This is a genomic window from Streptomyces monomycini, from assembly GCF_022271435.1.
Taxonomy (GTDB): Bacteria; Actinomycetota; Actinomycetes; order Streptomycetales; family Streptomycetaceae; genus Streptomyces; species Streptomyces monomycini.
Map to the genome: position 1 here is coordinate 34,921 of NZ_JAFIQY010000018.1, position 15,598 is coordinate 50,518.

Here is a 15,598-nt window from a genome sequence, read left to right on the forward strand (position 1 = left end):
CGGGGCATCGGCTGATGTTCCGGGGCTGTGGCCACGGCCCCCTCACCCCTTAAGAGGCCGCTGCACCGCCAGCAACGCCATGTCGTCCGCCGTCTCCCCGCCTGTGTGTGCCGCCACGTCCGCCACCAGCGCGTCCAGCAGCGCCTGCGGCCCCTCGCAGGCCCAGACCCGCCCGCGCAGCCGCTTCGCCGGCTCGTAGAAGACGTTGCCTGCGTCCCGGGCCTCGGTCACGCCGTCGGTGAAGAGCAGCAGGATCGAGCCCGCGGGGCAGGCCGTCTCGTCCGCCCGGTCCGGCCAGCCGGCCACCTCGCTCATGCCGAGCGGCAGCGCGGGCGACGCGGGCGTCAGCTCGCGCAGTTCGCCGTCGGGGGCGAGGAGCAGTGGTGCCGGATGGCCGCGGTTGAGGACGCGGAGCGCCGCGTGTTCGTCCGAGGGCAGCTCCGCCAGTACGGCCGTCGTGAACCCCTCGAACTGGTCGAGGCCCTCCCGTCGGCTGCCCTCGCGCTGCAGCGCGCGCTCCAGCCGCCCCGCCACTGCCTCCAGACTGGCCTCCTGCTCGGCCGCCTCCCGGAAGGCACCGATGACGATCACCGCGGCCTCCACCGCTTCCAGGCCCTTGCCCCGTACGTCGCCGACGATCAGCCGTACGCCGTACGGAGTGTCCTGGACCGCGTACAGGTCGCCGCCGATCCGGGCGTCCGCCTGCGCCGCCACGTAGCGCGCCGCGACCGCCAGCCCGCCGATGCGTTCGGCGGGCGTCGGCAGCACGGCCCGTTGGGCGGCCTCCGCGACGTCCCGTACGGAGGCGAGCCGGGCGTCGCTCATCCGTACGACCCGGTTGATGCCCAGCGCGAGGACGGCGACGACCAGGACGGTCAGGCCCTCGGTGAAGGACTGGTTGGCGTCGCGGCCCCCGTGGTACGTCACGACCCAGGTCTCGGCGAAGACGGCGGCCGCCGCGATGACGGCCGTACTGCCCAGCGAGTACAGCGGCGCCGCCACCAGCGGAGCGGCGGAGAAGAAGGGCGCGGCCGTGTACCGGTCGGGGGTGCCGCTGTCGAAAACCAGCCCCGCCACCAGCAGGATCAGCGGCAGCCAGCAGACCAGCCGCCGGCCGAACGGCGACATGCCGGAGCGGCGGCGCCGCCGCTCCCGTTCGCCCGTACGGCCCCTGCCGCCTCGACGCACCCGCACCGGCCTGCCTCCCACTCCCGTCGCAGCCGGGCCGCGGCCCGCGCCCGCCCGTACGACCACCGCCGCCGTCCCAAGGCTTTCCGCTGCCGGGCCGGGGGGCGAATCAGATGGGGCCGTACGGGTCATACGGAGCCGACGGGGGCGGCGGACCGGACGTCGGGGACGGCGGAACGAGCAGCGGTCCGGGCGGGGGGGAAGGGGCTGCGGGCCGGGCGGGGGGAAGGGGCTGCGGGCCGGGCGGGGGGAAGGGGCGGCGGGCATACGACAGCGCCCCCGCCCGGGGACTCCCGGCGGGGGCGCTGTGCGGTGGACCGGAGGGCTCGCCTCCGGCTCGTACCTGGTGGGCCATCAGGGGCTCGAACCCTGAACCAATGGATTAAAAGTCCACTGCTCTGCCAATTGAGCTAATGGCCCGCACCGAGCAGCATAGCCCGCGTTCCCGCCGCAGCCCGAAGGCATTAGCCATCGGACCGGCGGAGGCGCCGCGTCCGCTTCGGGGCGGGCGTGGCGCACGAGGCTGCCGTACGGCGGGGAGCGCGGTCAAAGGGCCGCACGGGGAACGCAGTTGAGACGCGGGGCCCGCGCCCGCCCCGTACCGGAGTACGGAGGCGTGGCGCGGGCCCCGCGGTCGTGGAGAGCGACGCCGTCGGACGGCACCGACTTTGTCAGGTGTCACGGACGACGTCAGAAGTCACAGACTCCATCGAGCGTCACAGACTCCGTCAGGCGTCACGGACGCCCTCAGGCGTCACGGACTCCGTCAGCCGTTGCGCTTCCAGCGCGGCTTGTCCTCACGGCGGCCGAAGGAGCTGGTGCCGTGGCCGCGGTGGTCGTCACGGCGGCCGTGCGGACGGTCGCCGCCGCCCGAGCGGTAGCCGCCCGAGGCGGGACGGTCGTCGCGGCGGTCACGGTTGTACGGACGGTCGCCGCCACCGGAGCGGTAGCCGCCGCCCGAGCGGCCGCCGGAGCGGTCGTCACGGTTGAAGGAACGGTTCGGGCGGTCGCCGCGGTCGCGGTTGAAGCCGCCACCGGAACGGTCGTCACGGCGGTCACGGTTGAAGCCACCGCCCGAGCGGTCGTCACGGCGGTCACGGTTGAAGCCACCGCCGGAACGGTCGTCACGGCGGAAGCCGCCACGGTCACCACGGTCGCCGCGCTCGCCACGGTCGTCGCGACGGTCGCGGTTGAAGCCGCCACCGGAACGGTCGTCACGGCGGAAGCCGCCGCCCGAGCGGTCGTCGCGGCGGTCACGGTTGAAGCCGCCGCGGTCGCCGCGGTCGTTGTCGCGACGGTCGCGGTTGAAGCCGCCACCGGAGCGGTCGTCACGGCGGAAGCCGCCACGGTCACCACGGTCACCGCGGTCGTTGTCCCGGCGGTCCCGGCGCTCGTAGTTGCCCCGCTCGTCGCGGTACGAGGAGCGGCGCTGCGCCTCGTCGGCCTCGGGAGCGGCCTGGGCCGGTACGACGGCCTCGGCGGCCTCCTCCACGGCGGCCTCGGCGGCGGCGATCGCCTCCTCCGGGTCCTCGCCCCGCTCCCGCGCGGCGCGGGCGGTCAGCCGGTTGGCCTCCTCGCGCAGCTCGGTCGCCCGGCGCTGCGCGCGCTCCAGCTCGCGGGAGAGCTCCTGGGCCTCGCGCTCGGCCTGCTTGGCGGAGTTGGTCGCCGAGTCGGCCTGCACCTCGGTGAGCGAGCGGGCGCCGGTGATCCGGGCCACGTCCTCGTCGAAGGCGCCGGCGCCGCCGACGATGTGGCGCGAGGCGTCCACGCCCGCGTCCTCCATCAGGCGGAAGATCTGGCGGCGCTGGTGCGGCAGGGCCAGCGAGACGACCGTGCCGGACTGGCCCGCACGGGCGGTACGGCCGGAACGGTGCAGGTAGTCCTTGTGGTCACCGGCCGGGTCCACGTTCAGGACCAGGTCGATGCCGTCGACGTGGATACCGCGGGCGGCGACGTCGGTGGCGACCAGGACGTTGACGTAACCGTCCTTGAAGTCGGCCAGCGTGCGGGTCCGCGCGCCCTGCGTCATGCCGCCGTGCAGCGCGTCGGCGCGCACACCGGAGTCGCACAGCTGCTCGGCGACGCGGTCGGCGCCGAGCTGGGTGCGGACGAAGATGATGGTGCGGCCCTTGCGGGCGGCGATGGCGGCGGTGACCGGCGCCTTGTCCTTCGGCTTCACGACCAGCACGTGGTGGGTCATGGTGGTGACCGCGCCCTGGGCCGCGTCGACCTCGTGGGTCGCCGGGTTGGTCAGGTAGCGCTTGACCAGGGTGCCGATCTCGTTCTCCATCGTGGCGGAGAACAGCATCCGCTGGCCGCCGGACGGGATCAGGTCGAGCAGCTCGGTGACCTCGGGCAGGAAGCCCAGGTCGGCCATCTGGTCGGCCTCGTCCAGGACGGCGGTCTCGACGTCGTCCAGCGAGCAGGCGCCGCGGTTGATGATGTCGCGCAGCCGGCCGGGGGTGGCGACGAGGACGTCGACGCCGCGCTCCAGCGCGTAGATCTGGTTGCCCATGGACGTACCGCCGCAGACGACCTTGAGCTTGAGGCCCAGGACGTCGCCGTACGGCTGCAGCGCGTCGCTGACCTGCATGGCCAGCTCACGGGTCGGGGTGAGGATGACGCCGCGCGGGCGCTTCTTCGCGGTGTTGCCGCCGGCCAGGCGGCTGAGCAGCGGCAGACCGAAGGAGAGGGTCTTGCCGGAGCCGGTACGGCCGCGGCCGAGGATGTCGCGTCCGGCCAGCGCGTCGGGGATCGTCGCGGCCTGGATGGGGAACGGGGTGGTGACACCGTTCGCGGCCAGCTTGCGGACGATCTTCTCGTCGAGGCCGAGGTCACCGAAGGTGATCTGCGGGGTCGCGTCCTCGGCGGGGGCGTCGGCGGAGGCGTCGACGTCGGTGTCGGCGTCGGTGTCGGCGGCCGGCTCGGCCGCTCCGGTCACCTCGGCAGGCGCCTCGACGACGGCCTGGTCCTGCGGCTGGTCCTGCTGGGGAGCCTGCTCGTCGGCAGCGGGCAGGACGGACTGATCAGTGGAAACAGACATGCGAAATGCGAAACCTTCCGGAGTCTCGGCACAGGCACGCGCCCAAACTCCGTGAGACTTCACAAACGACCGCCTCAATGCGGTCAGCCACGGCAAGGGAGAGAACGCGCCACACGGCGCTGCATCATGCGCCGGGCAAATGGGATCAAACGATCTACCACCATACTCACTCCAACCCCCGGAAGGCAAATGCCCTCCCGAACCCCCGTTCCCCACCGCTGTCACCTGGCCTTTTGCCGCCACCCCTGCACCTCGCCCACCCCGGCCCCCACCCGCACCACGCCCGCTCCGACGTCCCCCGCCCAGCCGCCCCGTACGCCACTCCCCCGCCTTGTCGCTATCCCCCGCCCTCCGGGTTCGAGGGCGCGGGCGGCGGGGACGACGGGGTAGGCGCCGGGGTGCTCGGCTGCGGGTCCGGGCTGGCGCTCGGTGTCGGCTTCACGGTCGGGGTCGTACGGGGCGGCTGGGCGGTCGAGGAGGGGCGGCTGCTGCCGGGCCGCGGCGGTCCGGGCGCGGCGGGGCCGCTGCCGGGCGGTCCGGGCTGCTCCGGGCCGGGCGCGGCGCCCGAAGCGGGTTCCGGTTCCGGCTCCGTCTCGTGCGCCGAGGGCGTGTGGTCGCTCGCGGGCGCCCCCGCGTGCCCCTCCACACCGTGGCCGCCGCCGGTACGCCCCCTGCGGTCCGGGCTCCCGCCGCGGGTGTCCACCGTGCCGCCGTCCGGCGCGGGCCCGCCGTCGGGCCGCGCGGAGGAGCCCGACGGCTTGGGCGGTTCCGCGTCGCTCACGCTCATGCAGCCGCTCAGCGACGCGGCCAGGGCGGAGGCGGCGGCCACGGCGGCGGCGAGCCGGTTCAGGGCCGGGCCGGGAAGGGGGGAAGCGATCGGGCGCACGGGCGGGACCTCCGGATCCGGAGCGCGGAGACTGCGGAGATGAACGCCCTGCCCAACTCCCGCCGGGCACCCGAGGACACGCGCCGCGGGCACGAGATCGCGTCCGTACGGGCCCGATCTCGGCCCCGGGTACCGGCGGCACCGTCCCGAACGCCACGAATGCCGCGAACCGGCCGCGCCGGCCGGCACGGGCGCTCCGGCCGTACGCCTCCGCGCCGTACGCGAACCCCACCGGACCGCCGTCAGGCCGTCAGGCCGTCAGGCCGTCAGGCCGTCAGGCCGTCAGCCGTACCCCAACGCGTGCAACCGCTCGTCGTCGATGCCGAAGTGGTGCGCGATCTCGTGCACGACGGTCACCTCGGTCTCCGCCACCACGTCCTCCCGCGTCTCGCACATCCGCAGGGTCGGGTTGCGGTAGACCGTGATCCGGTCGGGCAGCACGCCCGCGTACCACTCGCCGCGGTCGGTCAGCGGCGTCCCCTCGTACAGCCCCAGGAGGTCGGGGTCCTCGGCCGGTGGTTCGTCCTCGACGAACACCGCCACGTTGTCCATCAGCCGTGTCAGCTCCGGCGGGATCCGGTCCAGCGCCTCGGCCACCAGTTCCTCGAACTCCTCGCGCGTCATCTCCAGCACACCACCCATTGTCCGCCACGCCACCGTTCGGCGGCGGTACCGAGCGGTGCCGCCTGCGGCACCGGCGCGCGAGGTCCGTTTTCCGGGCATGACGGGCGCGGCGCCCGGGAATACGCGCCCAATGGCCCGTGTCGCGCCGCCCGGGGGCTCCTCCCCCGGCCCCTCCGACTCCTCCGGCTCCGCCGGTCACCCCGGCTCCTTTGTGTCCCGGCTGCTCCGCGCCTCGCTCGCCCGGTTACGGGGCTTTCCCGCCGCGGTGCTCCACGACTACCGCTCCCACCGCACCGCCCCCACCAGCACCCTCACCCACACCCCGCACCCGTACGCCCGCGCCCTCGGCCTGATCGCCGTCACCCTGCTCGGCGCCTGGCTGGGACTGCTGATCGTCGGCAGCATCCACGCTCCCGTGGGGCCGGTGGACACGAACATGACACTGCGCCCGTCGTTCTCCGGCGGCACGAAGATCAACGTCTCGCCGCTGGGCGCCCTGGAGCTGCGCAGCCACCACGCGCCGATACGGCTGGACGTCGACGTCGACCGGCTGGATCCCGTACGGGCCCAGGCCCTGGTCGACCACCCGGAACGTTTCGCCGGCCTCCAGGAACAGGTCACCCGCGACGTCGTCAGCGGCACCGGCACCCTCGCCTTCCGCTCCTGCGTCGCGGTCGTCTCCGGCGCCACCGCGCTGGGGCTGGCCGTCTACCGGCGGCCGCGCCGCGCGCTGGCCGCGGGCGGGCTGGCGCTCGTGCTGCTGGCCTCGTCGGGCGCCGCCGCGTACGCCACCTGGAACCCGAAATCGGTCCTGGAGCCGAAGTTCTCCGGGCTGCTGTCCTCGGCGCCCTCGGTGGTCGGCAACGCCCGCAACATCGTCAGCGAGTTCGACGTCTACCAGCGGGAGTTGGCGCGCCTGGTGACGAACGTGACCAAGCTCTACGAAGCCACCTCGACCCTGCCCGCGTACGCGCCCGACCCCACCACCATCCGGGTGCTGCACGTCTCCGACATCCACCTCAACCCGGCGGCCTGGCAGATCGTCAAGTCCCTGGTGAAGCAGTACAAGATCGACGTGATCATTGACACCGGCGACACCATGGACCACGGCTCGGCCGCCGAGAACGCCTTCCTGGACCCGGTCGCCACGCTCGGCGCGCCGTACGTCTGGGTGCGCGGCAACCACGACTCCGTGACGACGCAGAAGTACCTGGCCACCCGTAAGAACGCCATGGTCCTCGACGACGGGCGGGCGGTCAGCGTCGGCGGGCTGCGGATCGCCGGCGTCGGCGACCCGCAGTTCACCCCGGACCGCTCGGTCGTCGCGGAGGGGGACTTCTCGGAACGCACGGCCGGCGGCAAGCTGGCCGACTCGCTCCGTACGCAGCGGCTCGCGGGGACGCCCGTGGACATCGCGCTGGCGCACAACCCGGTCGCGGCGTCCGAGACGGACGGTCTGGTTCCGCTGGCGCTGGCCGGTCATGTCCACCACCGCGAGAACAGCGTGCTCCCCCGGGGCACCCGGCTGATGATCGAGGGCTCCACGGGCGGTGGCGGGCTGCGCGCGGTGCAGGGCAAGAAGCCCGCTCCGGTGCAGGCGTCCGTCCTTTACCTGGACCGCGAGACCCGGCGCCTCCAGGCGTGGGACGAGATCACGCTCGGCGGGCTGGGGCTGTCGAAGGCCGAGGTCAGCCGCCACCTGCCGCAGGAGAACCGGCCGGGCGCCTCGTCGTCCCCGAGCGCGGGGACGCCCGGCACGAGGGGTCCCGGCGCGGGGACGCCCGGCACGACGGCTCCCGGCACGGCCTCCCCCGGCCCTCCGTAGGCCCGCGAGGCGGGCGGGGAGCGCGGCGCGTCACCCGCCCCATCCGCCCGTCGGATCCCGCGCCGAACACCTCCTCGGAGGGGCTCGAACAAACCGTTTTGGCGAACGGTCCCTGCATCCCATATGCTTCTCACGTCCCCGACGGCGCCCCACAAGGCACCAAGGCGGGCCATCAGCCCTCATCGTCTAGTGGCCCAGGACGCCGCCCTTTCAAGGCGGTAGCACGGGTTCGAATCCCGTTGGGGGCACGCATTACCGTGTGCGAGAGCAGGTACGCTTGATCTCGCACAGTGCAAGGTCCTGTGGAGCAGTTTGGAGTGCTCGCCACCCTGTCAAGGTGGAGGCCGCGGGTTCAAATCCCGTCAGGACCGCTGTGGCTGGGTAGCTCAGTTGGTACGAGCGATCGCCTGAAAAGCGATAGGTCGCCGGTTCGACCCCGGCCCCAGCCACCAGCAGTGGGAAAAGGCCCCGATCTTCGGATCGGGGCCTTTTTCATGCGGTCCCTCGGGAAGCCGCCCCGGGGAATCCGGCCCGCCCGGCCCACCCGTATGCGATCCCCCATCCACCCGTACGGCGGAAACCGGGGCCGGACCCCGAAGGCCCGGCCCCGCGTGCGTCAGGCGCCCGGCGCGTCCGGTGCGGCCGGCGCGCCCGCCCGGTGCGCCCCCGAGGTGAGCGCGCCCACCTCGCGCCCGCCCGGGTGCCGGTGCCGCCAGGTCCAGAAGACCGCGCACGAGACCAGCGCCCAGCCGGCCAGCACCAGGAACGGGAAGAGGTGCTGCGAGGCGCCGAAGTAGACGGCCGTGTGCTGCGCGTTGACCGAGGCGCCCGGCGGCAGCCAGCGGCCGATGTGCCCGAGGACGGACGGCAGCAGCGGCCAGGAGACCGCGCCGCCCGAGGACGGGTTGCCCAGCAGCACCATCAGGCCCCACGTCGGGATCATCGCCCAGCGCCCGATCAGGGTGTTGAACATCGTGAAGACCATGCCGGACGTGAACATCGTCAGCGCCAGGATCAGCCAGGACTCCACGAACGGCAGGTCCAGCGCCCCCAGCAGCCAGTCCACGACCGCGGCGATCGCGAAGGCGCCCAGCAGCGCGTACAGCACCGTGAAGGCGATCCGCTCCAGCGGATTGAGGCCGCGCGCGTGCACGCTCAGCTGGATGGCGCCGACGAACCCGATGATCACCGCGGCGAGCGAGATGTAGAAGAGGGCGAGCCCGCGCGGGTCGCCCTCCTGGAGCGGCTTGAGGTCCTTGACCTCGACCGGCACGCCGACCGCCTGGCCCACCTTGGGCCCCGCCTGTTCCAGCACCTGTGCCACCTGGGCGCCGGCCGCCCCGGCCACGTCCAGCTCCACGCTCTTGTCCCGCACCCGCAGGATCGCGAAGACCTCCTGCTCCTCGATGCCCTCCTGGGCGGCGGCGTACGAGTCGTACGCGTGCAGCTGGAGGGAGGCGTTCAGGGCCTTCTCCATGCCGTCGGCGAAGGCCTTGCCGTGCGGAGAGTCCGGCGGGCCGACCACGGCGGTCGGGATGTGCCGCGGGGTCGGGTTGGCCATGGTGTACGTGTACGAGCCCGCGAAGAGGCCGGCGGCGACGGCGAGGATGAAGACCAGCACGGTGGCGGGCAGGAACGGCGACTTCTTGAAGGCGGTCCATCTCTCGGCCGCGGTGGGAGGCCGTCCGTGGGCGCCGTGCGGCTGGGGGAGGTCACCGTGCTGATCAGACATAAGGCCACGCTAAAGCACCTATCCCGGACATTCCCCTGGTGGTCGGCCCACCGTGCGCAAGGGCCGCCGGGTACGGCCGGGAGGGCCCGTCGGAAACCGCCGGGAGGGCCCGTCGGAAACGGCCGGGAGGGTCCGTCCGGTACGGCCGCGCGGGGACCCCGCCCGCGCTCGGGAGCCCTCCCGGCCCCGCACCGGCGGCAATTCGTTCGCCACCGTATTCACGGAGGTGAGATCCTGGGGGACGTATGTCCAGTCAGCCTGCCTCCGCCCGGCCCGACGGTGCCGCCCCCTCCCTGCCCGCTCTCCTGGAGCGGCTGCCCGAGCTGATGCTGCGCGACCAGCAGCGGCTGGGGCGCCGGCTCGACGGCGCGCGCCGGATCCGTAAGCCCGAGGCCCGCGCGGCCGTGCTCGCCGAGATCGCCACCGGGATCGAGGAGGCGGAGCTGCGGGTCGCGCAGCGCCGCGCCGCGCTGCCCGCGATCACGTATCCCGAGCAGCTGCCGGTCAGCCAGAAGAAGGACGAGATCCTCGCAGCGATCCGCGACCACCAGGTCGTGATCGTCGCGGGCGAGACCGGGTCCGGCAAGACGACCCAGATCCCCAAGATCTGCCTGGAGCTGGGCCGCGGCGTCCGCGGTCTGATCGGGCACACCCAGCCGCGCCGGATCGCCGCCCGTACGGTCGCCGAGCGGGTCGCCGAGGAGCTGCGGACCCCGCTGGGCGAGGCGGTCGGCTGGAAGGTCCGCTTCACCGACCAGGTGGGCCCGGACACCCTCGTGAAGCTGATGACGGACGGCATCCTCCTCGCGGAGATCCAGACCGACCGCGAGCTGCGCCAGTACGACACGATCATCATCGACGAGGCGCACGAGCGCAGCCTCAACATCGACTTCATCCTCGGGTACCTGGCGCAGCTGCTGCCCCGGCGGCCGGACCTGAAGGTCGTGATCACTTCCGCGACCATCGACCCGGAGCGGTTCGCCCGGCACTTCGGCTCCTTCGCCTCCGTAGGAGCGCCCGAGGCGGGCCCCGCGGAGGGTGAGGAGGCCCCGAGCGCGCCCATCGTCGAGGTCTCCGGCCGTACGTTCCCGGTGGAGGTCCGCTACCGCCCGCTCCTGGAGGAGGGCGGCACCGACAGCGACCGCGACCAGATCACCGCGATCTGCGACGCCGTGGACGAGCTGCGGGGCGAGGGCCCCGGCGACATCCTGGTCTTCCTCTCCGGCGAGCGCGAGATCCGCGACACGGCGGACGCGCTCAACAAGAAGAACCTGCCGCAGACCGAGGTGCTGCCGCTGTACGCGCGCCTGTCGCACGCCGAGCAGCACCGCGTCTTCCAGCGCCACACCGGCCGCCGGATCGTGCTCGCGACCAACGTCGCGGAGACCTCGCTGACCGTGCCGGGCATCCGCTACGTGATCGACCCCGGCATGGCCCGGATCTCGCGCTACAGCTACCGCACCAAGGTCCAGCGGCTGCCGATCGAGCCGGTCTCGCAGGCCAGCGCCAACCAGCGCAAGGGCCGCTGCGGCCGGACCAGCGACGGCATCTGCATCCGGCTGTACTCGGAGGACGACTTCCTCACCCGGCCGGAGTTCACCGACGCCGAGATCCTGCGCACGAACCTGGCCTCCGTCATCCTGCAGATGACCGCGGCCGGCCTCGGCGACATCGAGAAGTTCCCGTTCATCGACCCGCCGGACCGCCGCAACATCAAGGACGGCGTGGACCTGCTGCACGAGCTGGGCGCGCTCGACCCGAAGCAGAAGGACCCCAAGAAGCGGCTCACCCCGCTGGGGCGCAAGCTCTCCCAGCTGCCGGTGGACCCGCGGCTGGCCCGGATGGTGCTGGAGGCCGACCGCAACGGGTGCGTACGCGAAGTCATGGTCATCGCGGCGGCGCTGTCGATCCAGGACCCGCGCGAGCGGCCCGCCGAGAAACAGCAGCAGGCCGACCAGCAGCACGCCCGTTTCAAGGACGAGACCAGCGACTTCCTGGCGTATCTGAACCTGTGGCGGTACGTCCGCGAGCAGCAGAAGGCACTGTCCTCGTCGGCGTTCCGCCGGATGTGCCGGGGCGAGTTCCTGAACTATCTGCGGATACGCGAGTGGCAGGACATCTACTCGCAGCTGCGGACGGTCGCCAAGACGATGGGCGTACACCTCAGCGAGCAGGACGCGGCGCCCGACCCCATCCACACCTCCCTGCTGTCCGGTTTGCTTTCGCACATCGGGTTGAAGGACACGGACGCCAAGAACGAGTACCTGGGCGCCCGGAGCGCCAAGTTCGCGGTCTTCCCCGGCTCGGCGCTCTTCAAGAAGCCGCCGCGCTGGGTCATGTCGGCGGAGCTGGTCGAGACGTCCCGCCTGTGGGCGCGGGTGAACGCCAAGGTCGAGCCCGAGTGGATCGAGCCGCTGGCCCAGCACCTGGTGAAGCGGACGTACAGCGAGCCGCACTGGGAACAGAAGATGGCCGCGGTGATGGCGTACGAGCGGGTGACGCTGTACGGCGTGCCGATCGTCGCCCAGCGGAAGGTGAACTACGGGCGGATCGATCCGGAGACCTCCCGGGACCTGTTCATCCGCAACGCCCTGGTCGAGGGCGACTGGCGCACCCACCACCAGTTCTTCCACGACAACCGCAAGCTGCTCGGCGAGGTCGAGGAGCTGGAGCACCGCGCCCGGCGGCGCGACATCCTCGTGGACGACGAGACGCTCTTCGACTTCTACGATCAGCGGCTGCCCGAAGACATCGTGTCGGGTGCCCATTTCGACGCGTGGTGGAAGAAGAAACGCCATGACGAGCCGGAGCTGCTCAACTTCGAGCACTCCATGCTCATCAACGAGTCCGCCGAGGCCGTCACCAAGGACGACTACCCGGACTCCTGGCGGCAGGGGAAGCTGAAGTTCCGCGTCACGTACCAGTTCGAACCGGGCGCGGACGCGGACGGTGTGACCGTCCACGTCCCCCTCCAGGTGCTCAACCAGGTCTCTTCCGAAGGCTTCGACTGGCAGATCCCGGGCCTGCGCGAACAACTGGTGACCGAACTGATCCGTTCGCTGCCCAAACCGATCCGCCGCAACTACGTGCCGGCGCCGAACTTCGCCGCCCGCTTCCTGGACTCGACCGTGCCCCTCCAGGGCGGCCTGACCACGGCCCTGGCGGCCGGGCTCCAGCGGATGGTCGGCGTCCCGGTCGACCCGGCCGACTTCGACCTGGCCAAGGTCCCGGACCATCTGAAGATCACGTTCCGGGTGGTCGACGAGCGCCGCCGCAAGCTGGCCGAGGCCAAGGACCTCGAAGCGCTGCGCCTGAAACTCAAGCCGAAGACGCAGGCGGCCCTCAGCAAGGCCTTCGCGCAGGCCGCCGAGCGGCCCGCCAAGGGCGGCGGGGACGGCGCGTCCGCGGGCGCCGGGACGCCGGCCGGCCTGGAACAGCGCACCGGCCTGACGTCCTGGACGCTCGGCACGCTCCCCCGCACCTTCGAGACCCGGCGCGGCGGCCAGCCGCTGAAGGCGTACCCGGCGCTGGTCGACGAGGGCACGAGCGTGGCCGTACGCCTCTTCGACACCGAGGCGGAACAGCAGACGGCGATGTGGACCGGCACCCGCCGTTTGATCTTGTTGAATATCCAGAGCAACCCAGCCAAGTTCGCGCAGGGCAAGCTCACCAATCAACAGAAGCTGGCACTGTCCGCCAACCCCCACGGCTCCATACAGGCCCTCTTCGAGGACTGTGTGACCGCCGCCGCCGACCGGCTGATCGCCGCGCACGGCGGCCCGGCCTGGGACGAGGAGTCCTTCCGCAAGCTCTTCGACGCGGTCCGCGCCGACCTGGTGGACGCGACGATGAAGACGGTCCAGCAGGTACGGGAGGTGCTGGCGGCCTGGCAGGCGTGCGAGCGCCGCCTGAAGGCCACCGCCTTCGCCTCGCTGCTCCCCTCCCTCACGGACGTCAAGGAACAGCTGGCCGCCCTGGTCAAGCCCGGATTCGTGACCGCGCACGGCGCCAAGCGCCTGCCGGACCTCATGCGGTACCTGGTCGCCGTGGACCGCCGCCTCCAGCAGCTCCCCAACAACGCCGAACGGGACCGCTCCCGGATGGCGAAGGTCAAGGAGATGCAGGACGAGTACGCCTGGCTGCTGGAGCAGTACCCCCAGGGGCGGCCGGTGCCGGCCGAGGCCCGGGAGATCCGCTGGATGATCGAGGAGCTGCGGGTGAGCTACTTCGCGCACGCGCTCGGCACCGCGTACCCGGTCTCCGACAAACGGATCGTCAAGGCCGTGGACGCGGCGGTGCCCAAGGCCTGACCGGCCGCGGGGCCCCTCCGGGCGGCCCCGCGGGACCGAGTTCGACCGCACCCCCTGACCTGCTGTAGAGTCTTGTTTCGCAGCACCGCGCAAGCGGAAGCCGCACCAAGGTCCTGTGGAGCAGTTTGGAGTGCTCGCCACCCTGTCAAGGTGGAGGCCGCGGGTTCAAATCCCGTCAGGACCGCAGTTGATCGGCCCGCATCCTTCCGAGGATGCGGGCCGTTCGCGTTGCGGCAGGCGTACGCCGGGGAGCGCGCGGCGGCGCCGCGACCGGCCGCCGTCCGGGCCGTACCCACTCGCCGGCTGCGGGCCGTTTGCCCCGCCCCGCGGTGGGGGAGTGTGGACGGGAGCGATGCTCCACCCCGTGGCCTGAAGGTCCGGGTCGTACGGGCCCGGGCCGATGTGCGTATTGACGGGGGCACGTACCACCGGTAGTCACGAGGAAGGGCGCGGGGCCGGGAGGAGTGGGCGATGTCGACAGCCGCCAGGCATGAGACCAGGGCGTTGCTGCGGGCCCACCTGTCGGCCGCCACGGGCTATCGCCACCTGACCCGCCACTGCCCCGTGTGCGCCCGCCTCCTGCGGCTCGCCATGGAGCCCCGCAGCCGCGCCGCCGGCGCACCGGCCGCCGACTCCGCCGCCCGGGCGTCCGCGCGGCCCTCCAGGGGGCCTTCCACGGCTTCTGAAGACGCACCGGGCTCGGACCCGGCGTCCCGGCAAGCGCCGTCGACGGAGGCGGTCGCACCCGCCGCGTCGCCCGCGGAGGCGGGTGGGGACCAAAGTCCCCCGGCCCGGTGACCAACGGCGCGTTCCCCACCGGCCCTGCGGTGGGAGGCTGTTGAGAGGAGCCAGGGCGCTCCGTCCCTCTATCGCAGCGGCGTCGGCGCCACAACCTTCCCGGGCTGTGACGGGTGTCACCGCCCGGGTTTCAGGAACCGGGAATCTTACGGCCGCCCTACACCCGGTCAATTTAATATGTGCAATTGCACCGCCCGCCCGGCAGTCCTTGGACTGGACCGGAGAACGGCGGGGGCCCGCCCCGGCGGCCCCCGCGGGCGGTGTCCAGCCGGCCGGACCGGCCGCCCGCACGGGAGCGCGCGCACAAAAAAGATCGCGCTGGACCCGGCGGAGTCCAGCGCGATCGATGACGTACCCAGATGGTGCGGGTGTGGGGCCTGTTGGGGCAGGCTCCGCGTCGTATGAAGCTGGGTGAAGCTAAGTGGTGCTGTGTGGTGCTAGGTGGTGCTGGGCGGAGCCGGGTGGGGCTCCATGGGCCGGCATCGGGTTGGGGGGCCCGAAAACAGCCCGGTCATGCGGTTGTTCAGCTTTCGCTGCGCTGCTGCGGAATGCCCGCGAGCAGAGCGCGAACCTCGGCTTCGCGGTAGCGCCGGTGTCCTCCGAGCGTGCGGATGGACGTGAGCTTGCCTGCTTTGGCCCAGCGGGTCACCGTCTTCGGGTCCACGCGGAACATCGTGGCGACCTCGGCGGGGGTAAGCAGCGGCTCGGCGTCAGGGGTGCGAGCGGTCATGAGCGGCCTCCTCGGGAGAACCGAACCATCACGGTTCTTTCCTCTAAATTCTGCACCTTGACCCGCGTTGCCCGAAATGGCGGACGCGGGCCGAGTCGGTTATAGGACGAACGGCTTGTCCTCGGCACTACAACTACACCATCTGTCCAGCCACGTCGGCCAAACCGATGGAATTGCCCTCTCAGGTGTTCAACCTCGGCGGAAGCCGATGGACCATGCCATAGCGGACAGTCACCCCACCGTGACGATCAGTCACACGGTGACCAGCCGCCACCAGACCCACCAAGGAGCGCAATACCGAACTATCCGCCCTTAGTAGGGCGGAAGGGGCCCTTGTCGGGCTCCTTGTCCTATTTTGGCACGAGGGTATGGCTTGGCCGCAAGGCCCGAAGTCAGTGCTTTAGGTCACCCTTGAGGCAATCGCCCGGATCGGGACCTACGTCCCACGCCCCCCGTGTCAGT

The 15,598-nt window shown here is 72.1% G+C and carries 9 protein-coding genes and 5 tRNA genes; 7 read left to right on the plus strand and 7 right to left on the minus strand.

Annotated elements, in window-relative coordinates; genetic code table 11:
• Positions 1–42: 42 nt before the first annotated feature.
• From JXZ78_RS20935 to JXZ78_RS20955, 5 genes are all read right to left on the minus strand, one after another.
• Positions 43–1,128 (minus strand): PP2C family protein-serine/threonine phosphatase, encoded by a 1,086-nt coding sequence (locus JXZ78_RS20935; protein WP_030024508.1) that lies wholly within the window; start codon positions 1,126–1,128, stop codon positions 43–45.
• Between the two features lie 404 nt (positions 1,129–1,532).
• Positions 1,533–1,608 (minus strand) — tRNA-Lys (locus tag JXZ78_RS20940).
• 346 nt (positions 1,609–1,954) lie between these two features.
• Positions 1,955–4,231, minus strand: a complete 2,277-nt coding sequence (locus JXZ78_RS20945; protein ID WP_238783267.1) for a DEAD/DEAH box helicase — start codon at positions 4,229–4,231, stop codon at positions 1,955–1,957.
• A 337-nt stretch (positions 4,232–4,568) separates the two neighbouring features.
• Complete coding sequence (locus tag JXZ78_RS20950; protein ID WP_050503059.1) at positions 4,569–5,117, minus strand: hypothetical protein; 549 nt, start codon at positions 5,115–5,117, stop codon at positions 4,569–4,571.
• A 282-nt stretch (positions 5,118–5,399) separates the two neighbouring features.
• The gene (locus JXZ78_RS20955; RefSeq protein WP_003980582.1) at positions 5,400–5,750 is read right to left on the minus strand and encodes a metallopeptidase family protein; all 351 of its coding nucleotides are present in this window, start codon (positions 5,748–5,750) and stop codon (positions 5,400–5,402) included.
• Positions 5,751–5,871: 121 nt separating this feature from the next.
• Between JXZ78_RS20955 and JXZ78_RS20960 the strand changes: the two genes are divergently transcribed.
• From JXZ78_RS20960 to JXZ78_RS20975, 4 genes are all read left to right on the plus strand, one after another.
• Positions 5,872–7,566 carry a metallophosphoesterase family protein gene (locus JXZ78_RS20960; RefSeq protein WP_238783268.1) on the plus strand — a complete coding sequence of 565 codons (1,695 nt, stop codon included), beginning with the start codon at positions 5,872–5,874 and terminating at the stop codon, positions 7,564–7,566.
• A 175-nt stretch (positions 7,567–7,741) separates the two neighbouring features.
• Positions 7,742–7,814, plus strand: a tRNA-Glu gene (locus tag JXZ78_RS20965).
• Positions 7,815–7,862: 48 nt separating this feature from the next.
• A tRNA-Asp gene (locus tag JXZ78_RS20970) sits at positions 7,863–7,937 on the plus strand.
• Positions 7,938–7,941: 4 nt separating this feature from the next.
• Positions 7,942–8,018: transfer RNA gene (locus JXZ78_RS20975), tRNA-Phe, on the plus strand.
• A 164-nt stretch (positions 8,019–8,182) separates the two neighbouring features.
• On the opposite strand, the gene JXZ78_RS20980 is transcribed toward JXZ78_RS20975, so the two are convergent.
• Entirely contained in the window at positions 8,183–9,298 is a 1,116-nt protein-coding gene (locus JXZ78_RS20980; RefSeq protein WP_030024837.1) for an ABC-2 transporter permease, read from the minus strand.
• A gap of 245 nt (positions 9,299–9,543) precedes the next feature.
• Here JXZ78_RS20980 and hrpA point away from each other — a divergent pair, with 245 nt between their 5' ends.
• The 3 genes from hrpA to JXZ78_RS20995 all read left to right on the plus strand — a co-directional run bounded on the left by hrpA (position 9,544) and on the right by JXZ78_RS20995 (position 14,406).
• Positions 9,544–13,608 carry an ATP-dependent RNA helicase HrpA gene (gene hrpA, locus JXZ78_RS20985; RefSeq protein ID WP_030024838.1) on the plus strand — a complete coding sequence of 1,355 codons (4,065 nt, stop codon included), beginning with the start codon at positions 9,544–9,546 and terminating at the stop codon, positions 13,606–13,608.
• 109 nt (positions 13,609–13,717) lie between these two features.
• Positions 13,718–13,792: transfer RNA gene (locus JXZ78_RS20990), tRNA-Asp, on the plus strand.
• Between the two features lie 287 nt (positions 13,793–14,079).
• The gene (locus JXZ78_RS20995) at positions 14,080–14,406 is read left to right on the plus strand and encodes a DUF6274 family protein (protein ID WP_033040247.1); all 327 of its coding nucleotides are present in this window, start codon (positions 14,080–14,082) and stop codon (positions 14,404–14,406) included.
• 523 nt (positions 14,407–14,929) lie between these two features.
• On the opposite strand, the gene bldC is transcribed toward JXZ78_RS20995, so the two are convergent.
• Positions 14,930–15,136: a developmental transcriptional regulator BldC gene (gene bldC, locus JXZ78_RS21000; protein WP_003980577.1), complete on the minus strand. Its 207-nt coding sequence runs from the start codon at positions 15,134–15,136 to the stop codon at positions 14,930–14,932.
• Positions 15,137–15,598: the final 462 nt, after the last annotated feature.